Below are 16,344 nucleotides of genomic sequence, written 5' to 3' on the forward strand. Positions count from 1 at the left end.
GTTTGCGTTTTCGAGCGTGAACCCCTTTATACGCCTTGCCAGCTGGCCGGGCGGCCGCACCCGCAACAGCCGAAAGGCCGCGGGTGAGGAAAGTCCGGGCTCCATGGAGACACGGTGCCGGTTAATGGCCGGCGGGGGCGACCCCAGGGAAAGTGCCACAGAAAGCAAACCGCCACGATCTAATCGTGGCAAGGGTGAAAGGGTGGGGTAAGAGCCCACCGCGCGACTGGCAACAGGAGCGGCACGGTAAACCCCACCGGGAGCAAGACCGAATAGGGGCGGTGCGAGGGGAAACCCTCGAGGGCTGTTTCCGGCTCACCGTCCGGGTAGGTTGCGTGAGGCGTATGGCAACATGCGCCCAAGATGAATGGCCGCCACGTTCTCGCCTCGCAAGGGGCGAGGGCCATACAGAACCCGGCTTACAGGCCAGCTGGCAATTCTCTCCACGACATCGAAAAGAAGTCTTTGAGATCAGCAGGTTGCGCCCTCGGGCGCGCCTGCCGATTCAAGCTATTCAGCTACTTATCGTCGAAGCGGGAGCTACCGGTTGCTTGAAGTTGGTGCGATTAAATCGTAACTGGCGCAGGCGGTGGATGACGTGGTCGCAGCCGGCGAATACGCATCGGCGAGCGAGGTGATCCGAGATGCGCTCCGGCAATGGAAGGACCGGCGCGATCTGCATGGCTACACGGTCGAGGAGTTGCGCAAGCTCGTGCAGGAGGGGATCGACAGCGGGCCGGCACTGGAAGGGCCGCCACTCATGGAACGATTGCGCGCCAAATATCTGAAACTGGCAGAGACCAAGGGCTTTCAGGAGTGAAATACCGCTTGCTACCCCAAGCAGTGGTCGACCTCGAAAATATCGGTGACTACATTGCCGGCCACGATCCATCGGCAGCTGTCCGCCTCGTGGATGCGTTGCAAAGACGGTGGGATTTGCTGACTTTGCATCCCTTCTCAGGCGCGCCACGCGACGATATCGCCCCGGCCATCCGGTCATCTGGTCGTTGGCGATTACCTCACTCTGTACCGGGTCGGCGACGACGCGATCGAAATCATCCGCGCGCTGCACGGCAAACGCAAGATCGAAGCCGACGACCTCGGTTCATGATCGACGCCCCGGTCAGCCGCTGATCTTGTCCAGCGACGCCTCGACCGCCTTCCAGAGCTCTTCCACCGGCTCACAACCGACCGAGAGGCGAACGAAACCGGCGGCAACCGCATCGCCTCTCTTAGATCGGCGTTCGGCGGAGCTATGGACGCCGCCAAAGGATGTTGCGGCCTGCATCAGATCGCAGTTGTTGATGAAATCCTCGGCCTTGTCTTCAGAGGCAAGCTCGAAAGAGATGAGAAAGCCGAAGCGCTCCATCTGGGCTCGGGCAAGGTTGTGCGACGGGTCGCTCTCCAGTCCGGGAAAACGCAGGCCGCTGATTGCCGGGTGGCCCTTCAGCCGCCGTGCGATCACTTCCGCCGAAGAGCACATGCGGTCGAAGCGCACATCCAGCGTTTCGAGGCCGCGATGCACCAGCCATGCCTCGAACGGTCCGGGAATGCTGCCGGAGATTTCTCGCCAGCCGGTCACGGCGGCGATGATATCGGCATTGCGGCTGGCGACATGGCCGAACAGAACGTCGGAATGGCCATTGGGCGCCTTGGTGTCGGCGGCAACGACTATATCAGCGCCATGGTCGAGCGGGCGCTGTCCGAAGGGCGTCATTGTCGTGTTGTCGACGGCAAGGAGCGCACCGGCCATTTGAGCGGCTTTTGCAACGGCCGCGATATCGCAGATATCCAGTCCCGGGTTGGCTGGGGTTTCGACGAAGGCAAGGCGGTAACCTTCGAAGCCACCGTCGAGGAAGGTCGATGTCGGCCTCATATCGTACGTGACGCCAAACGGCTTCAGGAAGCGGTCGGCCAGGGCCCTTGTCGTGTGGTAGCCGTCCGCAGGCAGCAGGATACGGTCGCCGGCCTTAAGCAGGCCGAAAAACACCGAACAGATTGCAGCCATCCCGGACGGAAAGGCGACGCAGGGTGCACCTTCCAGATGCGCCAGCATATGCTCGACCGCGTCCCAGGTCGGGTTGCTGAAGCGACCGTACTGATCGAAACCGGTGGCGTCGCCGGGCGTGTGATAGATCGCGGCCATGGTCAGCGGCAGGGGGATCGGATCGCCCTTGGCGAGCCCACTGTCGCGCAGGTGGGGAAGTGCCGCAGCGCGTGCGTTCGCTGTTTCAGACATCGATTCTCAGAACCCTCTGGTGACCACTGGATGCGGCGAGACGCTATGCCGGGCGGTGGCTCGCGGCAAGGCGCGTCCGGTTGGGCCAGGCGGGTCTAAACGCTTCGTTAGGCTTAATGGACCATAAAGACGAGACGTGCCGTCAAGGCTGCTCTCATTGGTCGCGGCGCGCGTGTTTGTGAAGCCATTCCCGTTGACGCCCATAGTGCCCCATGATATCCCATTTCGATACTCAAGCCTTCGTTCCGCGTCACGGTAAAGCGTACGCCAATCGGGCAGCCGCGGCGGCTGCGCGTTTGCCGGTTTTTGCCCTTATGGACGAGGCTGACACGGGGCAGGGAGCGCGTTGCGGCGGCGCGTGCGGCAAGATGGAGAGGGGTGCGGCGGCGCAAGCGGCTGTGACGTTCAATGGACCGGTTTCTGTCAAACACGGTGAGCAGGATCGATGCGAAGGGGCGGGTTTCCGTTCCGGCGCATTTCCGTGCCGTCGTGCAGAAGCGCGGCTACTCGGAACTCTATGGGTTGCGCTGTCTCGACCAGCCGGCGATGGATGTCGGGGGGCTCGACCTGCTCGACCGCTACGAGGAGCGCATCGCACTCGAAGATCCCTTCCTGCAGACGGCGGACGACATGTCGTTCTTCTGCCATGGCGATGGCGCCTTCCTGAAGCTCGACCAGGACGGCCGCATCACGATGAGCGATTTCATTCGCGAGCATACCGGCATTTCGGCGGAGGTGGCCTTTGTCGGGCGCGGCAATTTCTTTCAGATCTGGGAGCCGGGACGGCTAGCTGCCTATGGGGCGCAGGCGCGTGCCCGGCTTTTGCAGCTTCGGCAGGGGACGAAGCCTGGGGAGCGACCGGAATGACGGTGGGCCACGGCGATGACCTTCACGCCGTTGGCGGATCGGCCCGCCACATTCCGGTCCTCCTTGGCGAAGTGCTCGAAGCGCTGGCGCCAGCGGAGGGCGACATCATCATCGACGGCACGTTCGGCGCCGGCGGCTACACCAAGGCCATTCTGGCGACGGGCGCTTCCGTCGTGGCGATCGACCGCGATCCGGATGCCATCGCCGCCGGGCGCGATCTCGAGGCGCAATCCGGCGGCCGATTGAGGTTGGTGCAGGCGCCATTCTCGACGCTGGACGAGCACGTCGAGAGCGCTGACGGCGTCGTGCTCGACATCGGCGTGTCGTCGATGCAGCTCGACCAGGCCGAACGCGGGTTCTCGTTCCGCGCCGACGGACCGCTCGACATGCGCATGGCGCAAGCGGGCCTGAGCGCCGCCGATGTCGTCAATTCCTTCAAGCCGGGCGATCTCGCCCGCATCTTCGGCTTCCTCGGCGAGGAGCGTCACGCTGGCCGTATTGCCCGCATGATCGAGGCTCGCCGCGAAAAGCGGCCGTTCGAGCGCACGCTGGAACTGGCTGACGCCATCGAGACACATGTCGGCCGCGGACCAAAGGACAAGATCCATCCGGCCACGCGCGTCTTCCAGGCGTTGCGCATCTTCGTCAATGACGAGCTTGGCGAACTGGCGAAGGCCTTGTTGGCCGCCGAACGCGCGCTGAAGCCGGGCGGGCGGCTCGCCGTGGTAACGTTCCATTCGCTGGAAGACCGCATCGTCAAGCGCTTCATCGCCGATCGCGCCGACGCCGTGACAGGCTCACGCCATATGCCCGAGGCACAGGCGCGCACCGCGACCTTCCGCAAGTCAGGCGGCGGCGTGACTGCCGGCGATGCCGAGGTCGCGGCCAACCCGCGCGCCCGTTCGGCCAGGCTGCGCGCGGCCATCCGCACCGAGGCACCCGCCCGCAACAGCGACTTTTCGATCTTCGGCCTTCCAAAACTTCCCGGCATCGACCGGCCGGGGGAGAGGTAAGCACGTGTTTCGTACCAGCGACATCGTCCTGATCGCCGTCATGGTTTCGGCGGCGGCCCTTACCTACAAGACCAAGCGCGAGGCCGAGGAACAATTGGCAGCGGTGCAGAAGATCCATGAGCAGATCCGCTATGAGGAGGACACGATCGACCTGCTCAAGGCCGACTGGAGCCTGCTCACCCAGCCGTCGCGGCTGCAGAAGCTGGCCGACCTCTACAAGTCGCAGCTCGAACTCCAGCCGGTCAGCGCCCGCCAGATCGTCGGTATCGGCGACCTGCCGGCCAAAGCCCTGGATATTCAGGACATCCTTAAAGGACGCGAGGGCGGCATGGCCGACAATTCCGACAAGGCGTCCCCGGACGGCAAGGATCCCGTTGTGACCGGAGGCATCGCCCAATGATCGGCAAACTGCTGAAGCGCAGCACCAAGGCCGGTGAAGGCGGATCGATCGTTGTCGAGGGCGCCCGCAAGGCGACCGGCGGCAAGGGCAGAACGCGCATCGTGATGACGATGGCGGTGTTCTTCGGCATCTTCGCGACTATTTCCGGGCGGCTGGTCTATCTCGGCTTCCAGACCCCCGACATGTCGGGCGGCCCGCAGAGCCGGGTGACGGCATCGCGGCCCGACATTGTCGATCGCAACGGCGAAGTGCTGGCGACGGATATCAAGACGGCCTCGCTGTTCGCCGAACCGCGGCGCATCGTCGACGCCGACGAGGCGATCGAGAAGCTGTCGACGGTTCTGCCCGAGATCGACTACGAGCAGACCTACCACAAGCTCAAAAGCGGCGCCGGCTTCGTCTGGCTGCAGCGGCAGCTGACGCCCAAGCAGCAGTCCGACATCATGCAGCTCGGCATTCCGGGCTTCGGCTTCCGCACCGAGAAGCGCCGTTTCTATCCGAGCGGCGAGACCTCTTCCTACGTTGTCGGGCTCACCAACATCGACAACCAGGGCATCTCCGGCATGGAGAAATATGTCGATGAGCAGGGTTTGAGCGACTTGCAGGCATCGGGCCTGGCGGTGGCCAAGGATCTGAAGCCGGTGAGGCTTTCGATCGATCTGCGCGTCCAGCATGTGGTGCGCGACGAGATCGCCGCCGGCCTGGAGCGCTATCGCGCCATGGGCGCTGGCGCCGTTGTGCTCAACGTCAAGACCGGCGAAGTGGTGGCAATGGCCTCGGTGCCGGATTTCGATCCGAACAATCCCTACAATGCACAGGAGAAGGACCGGCTGAATCGGATGTCGGCGGGGCTCTATGAGATGGGCTCGACCTTCAAGAGTTTCACCTCGGCCATGGCGCTCGATTCCGGCAAGGCAACGATGGCGAGCCGCTTCGACGCTTCGCATCCAATCCGGGTCGGCCATCAGGCCATTCACGATTTCCACGGCAAGAACCGTGTGCTGTCATTGCCGGAGGTGTTCCTCTATTCGTCCAATATCGGGTCGGCGAGAGAGGCCGAGATGGTCGGCATCGAGGGGCACCGCGAATTCCTGCATCGCCTTGGAATTTTGGACAAGATGCAGACCGAACTGCCGGAAGTCGCTCGGCCGACTGAACCGAAGATCTGGAAACAGGTCAATTCGTTCACCATCGCTTTCGGCCATGGCGTATCGACGACGCCGCTGCAAGCGGCTGTCGGCTGCGCGGCGCTGATGAATGGCGGCTATCTGATGAACCCTACCTTCCTGGTCCGCACGCAGGCAGAAGCGATGGCTATGGCCAAGAAAGTGGTCAGCGAAAAGACGGTCGATGGCATGCGCTATCTCTATACGCTCAACGCCGAGAAGGGCTCGGCCAGAAACGCCCGGGTCCCCGGCTACCGCGTTGGCGGCAAGACTGGAACGGCCGAGAAGGTCATCAATGGCCGCTACTCGAAGGAATTGAATTTCAATACCTTCGTCGCCGCCTTCCCGATGGACGATCCGCAATACCTCGTGTTCACGATCGCCGACGCCCCGCACCCGGAAAAGCCCGGCATGACAGACGTCGCGGCCGCAAATGCAGGGGTTATCGCCGGCAATATCATCAAGCGATCCGCGGCCATGCTTGGCGTGAAGCCAGATTTCAGCCATGAAAATGGTGCAACGCTGGTTTCCTATCAGTGATTCTCAGGGCGCGCCGGCAACTGCGCGCTATTTTGTTGTGGTGAACGGGACTCGATGAAGCTCAGAGATCTAGCCGGTATCCTGCCAGTCGAAGGAACAGCTTCCGCCGATCTGGAGGTTACCGGGATTTCGTCGGATTCCCGCCAGGTAAAGCCCGGCGTCGTCTTCTTCGCGCTCGCCGGTACCAAGGCGGACGGCGCGACCTATGCCGCCGACGCTGCCCAGCGTGGCGCCGCTGCAATCGTAGCAGGCAGCGCCATCGCCGGGTTGCCGGTTCCATTGCTGGCGGTCGATGATCCGCGCCTGGCGCTGGCGCTAAGCGCGGCCCGCTATTTCGGCAAGCAGCCTGAGACCATGGTCGCGGTGACCGGCACCAGCGGCAAGACATCGGTCGCCGCCTTCACCAGGCAGATCTGGGAGCAGGCCGGCTATGCCGCCGCTTCGATCGGCACCACCGGCGTGGTGGCGCCGGGTCGCAACGACTATGGCTCGTTGACGACACCCGATCCGGTCGCCTTGCACCAACTGCTCAAGGAATTGGCGGATGCCGGCGTCACCCACGCCTCGATGGAAGCCTCCAGCCATGGGCTCGACCAGCGCCGCCTCGACGGCGTCAAGCTGGCGGCAGGCGGCTTCACCAATCTCGGCCGCGACCATATGGACTATCATCCGACCGTCGAGGATTACCATCGCGCCAAATTGCGCCTGTTCGACAGTTTGCTGCCGAAAGGCGCACCGGCCGTCATTTTCGCCGACGATCCGTGGTCGGCGCCGACGATCCAGGCGGCGCAGGCTGCCGGGCTCGACGTGCTGACGGTGGGCCGCCATGGCGATTTCCTCAAGCTGAAGCGGGTCGAGCACGAGCGCCATCGCCAGCGCGCCGAGGTCGAGGCCGGCGGCGTGCTCTACGAGGTCGACCTGCCGCTCGCTGGCGATTTCCAGATATCGAACGCGCTGGTTTCGGCGGGGCTTGCCATTTCCACTGGAACACCTGTCGCCAAAGCCTTGATGGCATTGGAGAAACTGAAGGGCGCGCCGGGCCGGCTCGACCTTGTTGGCACCACCACCAACGGCGCGCCGGTCTATGTCGACTACGCTCACAAGCCCGATGCGCTGGAAAACGTTCTGGCCTCGGTGCGCCCCTTCACCACCGGTCGCGTCATCGTCGTGTTCGGCTGCGGCGGGGACCGCGACCGCGGCAAGCGGCCGATCATGGGCGAGATCGCGACGCGGCTGGCCGATGTCGTCATCGTCACCGACGACAATCCGCGCTCGGAAGTGCCGGAAACGATCCGCGCCGCTATTCTTGCCGCCGCGCCAGACGCCATCGAAATCGGCGACCGGCGCCAGGCGATCCACGAGGCGGTCGCCATGCTGCATGCCGGCGACACGCTGATCGTGGCCGGCAAGGGCCACGAGGAAGGCCAGACGATCGGCACCGAAACGCTGCATTTCTCAGATCATGAGGAAGTCCGCGCGGCGCTGCGGGAGCGTGCCGCATGAGCTTGCTGTGGACCTCCGAGGCGCTGGTTGCCGGCATGGACGGGCGGCCGCTCGGGCCGATGCCGGAAGGCATATCCGGTATTTCGATCGACAGCCGCAGCCTGCAACCGGGCGACGCCTTCTTCGCCATCAAGGGCGAGGTGATGGACGGTCATGACTTCGCCACTGCCGCCATCAAGGCCGGCGCCGGCGTGCTGGTGGTGGCGGAAGGCAAGCTGCCGTCGCTCGGTCGGCTGACGGCACCGATCATCGTCGTCGAAGACGTGCTGGTGGCACTTGAGAAGCTTGGTGTCGCTGCGCGCGCCCGCTCCGAGGCCAAGATCATTGCGGTGACCGGTTCGGCCGGCAAGACCACCACAAAGGAAGCGCTGCGCCACGTCCTGTCGGCGGTCGGCAAGGTGCATGCCTCGGCGCAGTCCTTCAACAATCACTGGGGGGTGCCGCTGACGCTGGCGCGGATGCCGGTCGATTGCGACTATGCCGTGTTCGAAATCGGCATGAACCATCCCGACGAAATCCGGCCACTGGTCAAGATGGTGAGGCCGCATGTCGCCATCGTCACCATGATCGCGGCGGCGCATCTTGGCTTCTTCCGCAATCTCGATGAGATCGCCAGGGCCAAGGCCGAGATATTCGAAGGCCTGGAGCCTGACGGCGCAGCCGTCCTCAATCGCGACGATGGGCGCTGGAAGCTTCTGGACAAGATGGCGCATGCCGCCGGAGTCGAGCACGTGTACGGCTTCGGCGAGAATGCGCGCTCGACCTTCAGGCTGGTCAAATGCGAGCTCCATGCCGACCATTCCGACATCACCGCCAGGATCGGCGGCCACGAGGTGACGGCCCGGGTCGGTGCGCCCGGCCGCCACATGGTGCAGAACGTGCTGGCGGTGCTGGGTGCGGCGCATCTGGTCGGCGCCGATCTCGACAGAGCGGCGCTGGCGCTGGCCGATCTTTCGGCCGAGCGCGGCCGTGGCAAGCGCCATGTGCTACGCCACCCCGGCGGGCCGATCACGCTGATCGACGAGAGTTACAACGCCAACCCGGCGTCGATGGGCGCCGCCATGGCGCTGCTCAATGCGACGCCGGTGACAGGCGAGGGCCGGCGCATCGCCGTGCTAGGCGATATGCTGGAACTCGGCGACCATTCGGCCAAGCTGCATGCCGCCCTTGCCGATCTCATCGTCGGCACCGGGACGCAGACAGTCTTTCTCGGCGGGCCGGAAATGCGGGCGCTGGCCGAGAGGCTGCCAGGCGAAATCAAGACGGAATACCGCGCCGGCGTCGAGGAACTGAAGCCGGTGCTGCTTGCCGCGCTGAAGCCGGGCGACGTGGTCATGATCAAATCGTCGAAGGGCATCGGTTTTGCAAAACTGGTCGATGCGCTGCTGGGCAAGTTCCCGGCTCAAACGACAAGCAAACAGACCTAGGTCGGGGGACGATAAGCGCATGTTCACACTGCTCGTCGATTTTGCGGACAAGATCTCGGTCTTCAATGTCTTCCGCTACATCACCTTCCGCACCGGTGGAGCGCTGATCACCTCGGCACTCATCGTCTTCATCTTCGGACCGACCATCATCAATTCGCTGCGGTTGCGGCAAGGCAAGGGCCAGCCGATCCGCGCCGACGGGCCGCAGACGCATTTCAAGAAGGCCGGTACCCCGACCATGGGTGGGCTGATGATCCTGTCGGGCATCATCGGGTCGTCGCTGCTATGGGCGAACCTGTCGAGCATCTATGTCTGGGTGGTGCTGCTGGTGACGCTGGGCTTCGGCTCGATCGGCTTCTATGACGACTATCTGAAGGTGACCAAACAGTCGCATCTCGGCTTTTCCGGCAAGGCACGGCTGGCGCTTGAATTCGTCATTGCCGGCATCGCCGCCTGGGTGATCATGCACAACGGCCAGGCGCCGTTCTCGTCGTCGCTGACATTCCCCTTCGCCAAGGAATTCATCATCAATCTCGGCTGGTTCTTCATCCCGTCCTCCTGCTTCGTCATCGTCGGCGCCGGTAATGCGGTGAACCTGACCGACGGCCTCGACGGGCTGGCGATCGTGCCGATCATGATCGCGGCGGCGTCCTTCGGCGTCATCGCCTATCTGTCCGGCAACGCCGTGTTTGCAGAATACTTGCAGATCCATTTCGTGCCCGGCACCGGCGAACTGGCGGTCGTGCTCGGCGCGGTCATCGGCGCCGGCCTCGGCTTCCTCTGGTTCAACGCGCCGCCGGCGGCGATCTTCATGGGCGACACCGGCTCGCTGGCCATGGGCGGCCTGATCGGCACTGTTGCCGTCGCCACCAAGCATGAGATCGTGCTGGTCATCGTCGGCGGGTTGTTCGTCGTCGAAATCCTGTCGGTCATCATCCAGGTCGGCTACTTCAAGATGACCGGCAAGCGGGTGTTCCTGATGGCGCCGATCCACCATCATTTCGAAAAGCTCGGCTGGACCGAAAGCCAGGTTGTGATCCGCTTCTGGATCATCGCCGTCATCCTGGCGCTGGTCGGCCTGTCCACCCTGAAGCTGAGATAGGAGCCCACTTGATCCCCGCCGCATCCTTCGCAGGCAAGCATGTTTCGCTCTTCGGGCTCGGTGGCTCGGGGATCGCGACGGCGCGCGCGCTGATCGCCGGCGGGGCGGACGTGCTGGCCTGGGACGACAACCCCGACAGCGTTGCCAAGGCGGCGGCGGACGGCATCGCAACCAGCGATTTGCGCGGCGCCGACTGGGCGAAGTTCTCGGCTTTCGTGCTGTCGCCGGGCGTGCCGCTGACGCATCCCAAGCCGCATTGGACTGTGGAACTGGCGCGTGGTTCCGGCGTCGAGATCATCGGCGACATCGAGCTTTTCTGCCGTGAGCGGATGCTCGCCGCGCCGGCAGCGCCGTTCATCGCCATCACCGGCACCAACGGCAAGTCGACGACGACCGCGCTGACCGCGCATATCCTCAAAGCGGCGGGACGCGACACCCAGATGGGCGGCAATATCGGCCGCGCGGTGATGACGCTCGATCCGCCCGAGCCCAATCGGCATTATGTCGTCGAATGCTCGTCGTACCAGATCGATCTCGCGCCCTCGATCAACCCGACGGCCGGCATCCTGCTCAATTTGACGCCGGACCATCTCGATCGGCACGGCACCATGCAGCACTACGCCTCGATCAAGGAACGGCTGGTCGCCGGCAGCGAGACTGCGATCATCGGCATCGACGATTCCTGGTGCGCTCAGATCGCCGAGCGGCTGGAGCGGGCGGGGCGGCATGTCATCCGCATTTCCAAGCGGCTGCCGCTGACCGACGGCTATTTCGCCGAGGGCGGCAACCTGATGGAGGCGGTGAACGGCCGCTACAGCCGCGTCGCTTTCCTCGAAGGCATCGGCTCGCTGCGCGGCCAGCACAATGCGCAAAACGCGTTGGCGGCGGTCGCTGCTTGCCTCAAGGTCGGGCTGGACCTCGGCGAAATCCAATCCGGACTGGAAAGTTTTCCCGGCCTTGCTCACCGCATGGAGCAGGTCGGCCGCAAGGATCATGTGCTGTTCGTCAACGATTCCAAGGCGACCAATGCCGACGCGGCGGCACCGGCTTTGTCGAGCTTTCCGCGCATCTACTGGATCGCCGGCGGCCTGCCCAAGGAGGGCGGTATTGAGCCGCTGCGCGGCTTCTTCCCGCGCATCGCCAAGGCCTATCTGATCGGCGAGGCGGCGCCCGCCTTTTCGGCGACACTGGGCGAGGCCGTGCCCTACGAAATATCGGGCACGCTGGCTGCTGCGGTCGAACATGCCGCGCATGATGCGGCTCAAGACGATGCGAGCGAAGTGGTGGTGCTGTTGTCGCCGGCCTGCGCCAGTTTCGACCAGTTCAAGAATTTCGAAGTCCGCGGCGAAGCCTTCAGGCAAGCTGCGAATGCTATCGAGGGTGTGAAACCCATCGGAGGGGCACGATAATGCAGAGCCGTCTCGATAAAAGTCCGGTTGCGACCTGGTGGTGGACGATCGATCGCTGGTTCCTGGCGGCGTTCCTGTCGCTGATGGGGCTCGGCATCGTGCTGTCCTTCGCCGCCAGCCCGGCGGTGGCCGAACGCATCGGCCTCGACAGCTTCCACTTTGCCACCAGGCAGATCATCTTCACCGTGCCGGCGCTTGGCGTGATGTTGGCGGTATCCTTCCTCGAATCCCGGCAGATCCGGCGCATGGCGCTGATCATGCTGTGCCTGATGCTGGTGCTGATGGTGGCGGTGCTCTACATCGGCGTCGAGGTGAAGGGCGCGCGCCGCTGGGTGTCGCTAGCCGGCCTGTCGATCCAGCCGTCGGAATTCCTCAAGCCCGCCTTCGTCATCATGTGCGCCTGGCTGTTTGCCGAGCACAAGCGCCAGCCCGACATCCCGGGCAATCTGTTTGCCATGCTGCTGCTGGCGCTGGTCGTCTCGCTGCTGGTGGCGCAGCCGGATCTCGGCCAAACGATGCTGGTGACCGGTACCTGGGGTGTGATGTTCTTCATGGCCGGGCTGCCATGGCTGTGGATCATCGCGCTAGGCGGTGCGGGCGTCGGCGGCGTGTTCGCTGCCTATTCGGTGTTTCCGCACGTCGCCTTGCGCATTGACAAGTTCCTCACCGGCGAAGGCGACACGTTCCAGGTCGACATGGGCCGCGAGGCGCTGATCAATGGCGGCTGGTTCGGCGTCGGGCCGGGCGAGGGCACCGTCAAGCGGGTCATCCCGGACAGCCATGCCGACTTTGTCTTTTCGGTCGCCGGCGAGGAATTCGGGTTGATCATGTGCTTCTTCATCATGTCGATCTTCGCCTTCATCGTGCTGCGCGGACTCAACACGGCGCTGAAGGAACATGACGACTTCACCCGCTATGCGGTCGGCGGGTTGGTTACGGTGTTCGGCCTGCAGGCCGTCATCAACATGTGCGTCAACCTGCAGCTGGTGCCGGCCAAGGGCATGACGCTGCCATTCATCTCCTATGGTGGCTCCTCGCAGATCGCCATCGCCATCTCGATGGGCATGGTGCTGGCGCTGACGCGCAAGCGGCCCGAAAAGCGCAAGCAAATGGGCTTTGCCCTACCGCAACGCGCCTTGCCGGCGGAGTGATATGGCGAGAGGCGTCATCCTTCTCGCGGCAGGTGGAACCGGAGGGCATCTGTTTCCGGCCGAGGCGCTGGCGCATGAACTGAACGAGCGCGGCTGGACGGTGCATCTGGCCACCGACGACCGCGCCGAGCGGTTCGCCGCCCATTTCCCGGCGGCCGCCATCCATCCGATCCAGTCGGCGACAATGGGCTCGAAGAATCCCATCGCCTTGCTTGGTGCCTTCTGGAAAATCTGGCGCGGCGTGCGCCAGGCCTCCGCGGTCATCGCCAGGATCAAGCCGGATGCGGTCGTCGGCTTTGGCGGCTACCCGACCTTGCCGCCGCTCTATGCGGCGACACGGCGCAAGGTGCCGACGCTGATCCATGAGCAGAACGCAGTGATGGGGCGCGCCAACCGGGCGCTGGCCGGGCGTGTCGACGCCATCGCCGGCGGCTTCCTGCCACAGGACGCCAGTGCCACCGGCGCCAAGACGGTGACGACAGGCAATCCCGTCCGGCCTCCAGTGCTTGAAGCGGCCAAGACGCCTTATGCGGCATCGACCGGGGAGCAGCCGTTCAGGCTGCTGGTGTTCGGCGGCAGCCAGGGTGCGCAGTTCTTTTCGGACGCGGTGCCGACGGCCGTCGCGCTGCTTTCCGATGCGCAGCGCAAGCGGTTGATGATCACACAGCAGGCGCGCGCCGATGACGTGGCGCGGGTGAAGGCGGCCTATGCCGCACTTGGCGTCGCCGCCGAAGTCTCGCCGTTCTTCACCGACATGGCGCAACGCATAGCGGCGGCGCATCTGGTGGTCTCGCGCTCCGGCGCCTCGACCGTTTCGGAAATCGCCGTCATCGGCCGGCCGGCGCTGCTGGTGCCATATCCCTATGCGCTCGACCACGACCAGGCGGCGAACGCGGCGGCCCTTGCCGCCGCCGGCGGTGGCGAAGTGCATCCGCAATCCTCGCTTTCGCCCGAGCGCATCGCGGCCCTCATCGGCGGGCTGATGGACAGCCCCGAGCGGCTGGCGGCCATGGCGGCGGGAGCGAAATCGGCCGGCCGGCCCGACGCGGCACGGTTGCTCGCCGATCTCACAGAGGCTATTGCGTCCCAAAAAACCGTTTCGGACTTCAGGAAGGGGACGCACGCATGAAGATGCCGCAAACCATCGGCCTTGTGCATTTCATCGGTATTGGCGGCATCGGCATGAGCGGCATCGCCGAAGTGCTGCACAATCTCGGCTACAAGGTGCAGGGGTCCGACCAGGCCGACAGCGCCAATGTGCAGCGGCTGCGCGACAAGGGCATCGAATGCTTCGTCGGCCACCAGGCCGAAAATCTCGGCGATGCCGAGGTTGTCGTCGTCTCGACGGCGATCAAGAAAACAAACCCCGAACTGAAGGCCGCGCGCGAGAAGCTGCTGCCGATCGTGCGCCGCGCCGAGATGCTGGCCGAGCTGATGCGTTTTCGCCAGGCGGTGGCGATCGGCGGCACGCATGGCAAGACGACGACGACCTCGATGGTGGCGACCTTGCTCGAAGCCGGCGGGCTCGATCCGACGGTCATCAATGGCGGCATCATCAACGCCTATGGCACCAATGCGCGCATGGGCGATGGCGAATGGATGGTGGTCGAGGCCGATGAGAGCGACGGCACCTTCCTCAAGCTGCCGGCCGAGATTGCCGTCGTCACCAACATCGATCCCGAGCATCTCGACCACTATGGCAGCTTCGACAAGGTGCGCGAGGCGTTCCGCCAGTTCGTCGAGAACGTGCCATTCTACGGCTTCGGCGTGATGTGCACCGATCACCCGGAAGTGCAGGCCCTGGTCGGCCGCATCGAGGACCGCCGCGTCATCACCTATGGCGAGAACGCGCAGGCCGATGTGCGCTTCACCAACCACCGCATGGCGGGTGCCATTTCGGAATTCGACGTGGTGATCCGCAACCGCAAGAGCGGTGGCCAGACGACGATCGCCGGCCTGCGCCTACCGATGCCCGGTCGCCACAACGTCTCCAACGCGACGGCGGCGATCGCTGTCGCGCATGAACTTGGCCTGTCCGCCGAGGCGATCAAGAAGGGCCTGTCGTCCTTCGCCGGCGTCAAACGCCGCTTCACCCATACCGGTTCATGGAACGGCGTCGATGTGTTCGACGACTACGGCCATCATCCGGTTGAGATCTCGGCTGTGCTGAAGGCGGCGCGCAGCGCCACCAATGGCCGCGTCATCGCCATTGCCCAACCGCATCGCTTCACCCGGCTGCACGATCTGTTCAACGAGTTCTCCACCTGCTTCAACGACGCCGACACGGTGATGGTGGCGCCGGTCTACGCGGCCGGTGAAGAACCGATCGAAGGCGTGACCTCGGATGCGCTGGTGTCGCGCATCCGCGCCGGCGGCCATCGCGACGCACGCTACATCGAAGGTCCGGCAGCAATCGCGCCGATCGTCCGCGATATGGCCAAACCCGGGGACTTCGTCGTCTTCCTTGGCGCCGGCAACATCACCCAATGGGCTTATGCGTTGCCCAAGGAGCTTGGCGGGACGGTCTCATGATGTATGGCCAGGCCCTGATCGACAGACTTGGTGATCGGCTTACCGGCCTGCGTGGCCGCCTCACGCCGAATGCCGAGATGGACAAGATCACCTGGTTTCGCGCCGGGGGGCTGGCCGAAGTGCTGTTCCAGCCGGCCGACGAGGAGGACCTGGCCGCGTTCCTCAAAGCCGTTCCCGAGGAAATCCCGCTGACCGTCGTCGGCGTCGGCTCGAACCTTCTGGTTCGTGACGGCGGCATTCCGGGTTTTGTCATCCGGCTTTCGGCTAAAGGGTTTGGTGAGGCAGAAACTGTTTCGCCGACCACGATCAAGGCGGGCGCGGCCACACCCGACAAGCGCGTTGCCGCTGTGGCGCTGGATGCCGGCATTGGCGGCTTTCATTTCTATCACGGCATTCCGGGCGCCATCGGCGGCGCGCTGCGGATGAACGCCGGCGCCAACGGCGTCGAGACGCGCGAACGCGTCGTCGAGGTGCGTGCGCTCGACCGCAAGGGCAATGTGCAAATGCTGAGCAATGCCGACATGGGCTACGCCTACCGCCATTCGGCGGCACCATCCGGGCTGATCTTCACCTCGGCTTTGTTCGAGGGGTTTGCCGAGGACAAGGCAGCGATCAAGGCGGCGATGGACGCGGTGCAGAACCATCGCGAGACCGTGCAGCCGATCCGCGAAAAGACCGGCGGTTCGACCTTCAAAAATCCCGAGGGCACGTCAGCCTGGAAGGAGATCGACAAGGCGGGCTGCCGCGGCCTCATGATCGGCGGTGCGCAGATGTCGCCGCTGCATTGCAACTTCATGATCAATACGGGAACCGCGACCGGCTATGACCTCGAATATCTCGGCGAGACGGTGCGAACGCGGGTGCTGGAAAATTCGGGCATCCGGCTGCAATGGGAAATCAAGCGCATCGGCAATTTCCGGCCGGGGCATGCCGTGCAGGAGTTTCTCGGGCAACTTCTATAGTGGGTGTTGAAGTTCACGTGACGCATGAACTTC

Annotated in this window: 15 protein-coding genes and 1 other RNA gene; 15 read left to right on the forward strand and 1 reads right to left on the reverse strand. The window is 64.2% G+C overall.

Going from position 1 to position 16,344, the window contains the following annotated elements:
* Positions 1-38: 38 nt before the first annotated feature.
* From rnpB to CGZ66_RS40830, 3 genes are all read left to right on the forward strand, one after another.
* Positions 39-438, forward strand: an RNA gene (gene rnpB, locus CGZ66_RS19425) — RNase P RNA component class A.
* A gap of 151 nt (positions 439-589) precedes the next feature.
* Positions 590-820: a ribbon-helix-helix domain-containing protein gene (locus CGZ66_RS40825; protein WP_245331146.1), complete on the forward strand. Its 231-nt coding sequence runs from the start codon at positions 590-592 to the stop codon at positions 818-820.
* 23 nt (positions 821-843) lie between these two features.
* Positions 844-1,134 carry a type II toxin-antitoxin system RelE/ParE family toxin gene (locus tag CGZ66_RS40830; protein WP_245331173.1) on the forward strand — a complete coding sequence of 97 codons (291 nt, stop codon included), beginning with the start codon at positions 844-846 and terminating at the stop codon, positions 1,132-1,134.
* Here the strand turns inward: CGZ66_RS40830 and CGZ66_RS19440 are convergent.
* Complete coding sequence (locus CGZ66_RS19440) at positions 1,124-2,239, reverse strand: cystathionine gamma-lyase (protein ID WP_095086909.1); 1,116 nt, start codon at positions 2,237-2,239, stop codon at positions 1,124-1,126. The genes CGZ66_RS40830 and CGZ66_RS19440 overlap by 11 nt on opposite strands.
* 408 nt (positions 2,240-2,647) lie before the next feature.
* On the opposite strand from CGZ66_RS19440, the gene mraZ reads away from it, so the two are divergent.
* From mraZ to murB, 12 genes are read left to right on the forward strand one after another with little or no spacing between them, the layout of a single operon-like run.
* Positions 2,648-3,106: a division/cell wall cluster transcriptional repressor MraZ gene (mraZ, locus tag CGZ66_RS19445; RefSeq protein ID WP_095086912.1), complete on the forward strand. Its 459-nt coding sequence runs from the start codon at positions 2,648-2,650 to the stop codon at positions 3,104-3,106.
* Complete coding sequence (gene rsmH / locus CGZ66_RS19450; RefSeq protein WP_095086915.1) at positions 3,103-4,119, forward strand: 16S rRNA (cytosine(1402)-N(4))-methyltransferase RsmH; 1,017 nt, start codon at positions 3,103-3,105, stop codon at positions 4,117-4,119. The genes mraZ and rsmH overlap by 4 nt, the downstream gene beginning before the upstream one ends.
* A 4-nt stretch (positions 4,120-4,123) precedes the next feature.
* Positions 4,124-4,519, forward strand: a complete 396-nt coding sequence (ftsL, locus tag CGZ66_RS19455) for a cell division protein FtsL (RefSeq protein ID WP_095086918.1) — start codon at positions 4,124-4,126, stop codon at positions 4,517-4,519.
* Positions 4,516-6,225: a peptidoglycan D,D-transpeptidase FtsI family protein gene (locus CGZ66_RS19460; RefSeq protein WP_095086920.1), complete on the forward strand. Its 1,710-nt coding sequence runs from the start codon at positions 4,516-4,518 to the stop codon at positions 6,223-6,225. The genes ftsL and CGZ66_RS19460 overlap by 4 nt, the downstream gene beginning before the upstream one ends.
* Before the next feature lie 54 nt (positions 6,226-6,279).
* Entirely contained in the window at positions 6,280-7,728 is a 1,449-nt protein-coding gene (locus CGZ66_RS19465) for a UDP-N-acetylmuramoyl-L-alanyl-D-glutamate--2,6-diaminopimelate ligase (protein ID WP_095086923.1), read from the forward strand.
* Complete coding sequence (locus CGZ66_RS19470; RefSeq protein ID WP_095086926.1) at positions 7,725-9,155, forward strand: UDP-N-acetylmuramoylalanyl-D-glutamyl-2,6-diaminopimelate--D-alanyl-D-alanine ligase; 1,431 nt, start codon at positions 7,725-7,727, stop codon at positions 9,153-9,155. Before CGZ66_RS19465 ends, CGZ66_RS19470 begins: the two co-directional genes overlap by 4 nt.
* A gap of 19 nt (positions 9,156-9,174) precedes the next feature.
* Complete coding sequence (gene mraY, locus CGZ66_RS19475; protein ID WP_095086930.1) at positions 9,175-10,257, forward strand: phospho-N-acetylmuramoyl-pentapeptide-transferase; 1,083 nt, start codon at positions 9,175-9,177, stop codon at positions 10,255-10,257.
* An 8-nt stretch (positions 10,258-10,265) separates the two neighbouring features.
* A complete protein-coding gene (murD, locus tag CGZ66_RS19480; RefSeq protein ID WP_095086932.1) occupies positions 10,266-11,666 on the forward strand; it encodes a UDP-N-acetylmuramoyl-L-alanine--D-glutamate ligase in 1,401 nt (466 codons plus the stop codon).
* On the forward strand, positions 11,666-12,817 hold the full coding sequence (gene ftsW, locus CGZ66_RS19485) for a putative lipid II flippase FtsW (protein ID WP_095086935.1): 1,152 nt from the start codon (positions 11,666-11,668) through the stop codon (positions 12,815-12,817). Before murD ends, ftsW begins: the two co-directional genes overlap by 1 nt.
* Position 12,818: 1 nt before the next feature.
* Positions 12,819-13,946 (forward strand): undecaprenyldiphospho-muramoylpentapeptide beta-N-acetylglucosaminyltransferase, encoded by a 1,128-nt coding sequence (gene murG / locus CGZ66_RS19490; RefSeq protein WP_095086938.1) that lies wholly within the window; start codon positions 12,819-12,821, stop codon positions 13,944-13,946.
* Positions 13,943-15,349: a UDP-N-acetylmuramate--L-alanine ligase gene (gene murC / locus CGZ66_RS19495; RefSeq protein WP_095086941.1), complete on the forward strand. Its 1,407-nt coding sequence runs from the start codon at positions 13,943-13,945 to the stop codon at positions 15,347-15,349. The genes murG and murC overlap by 4 nt, the downstream gene beginning before the upstream one ends.
* Positions 15,346-16,311: a UDP-N-acetylmuramate dehydrogenase gene (gene murB, locus CGZ66_RS19500; RefSeq protein WP_095086944.1), complete on the forward strand. Its 966-nt coding sequence runs from the start codon at positions 15,346-15,348 to the stop codon at positions 16,309-16,311. Before murC ends, murB begins: the two co-directional genes overlap by 4 nt.
* Positions 16,312-16,344 lie beyond the last annotated feature (33 nt).

It is taken from the genome of Mesorhizobium sophorae (assembly GCF_002270415.1).
GTDB classification, from domain to species: Bacteria; Pseudomonadota; Alphaproteobacteria; order Rhizobiales; family Rhizobiaceae; genus Mesorhizobium; species Mesorhizobium sophorae.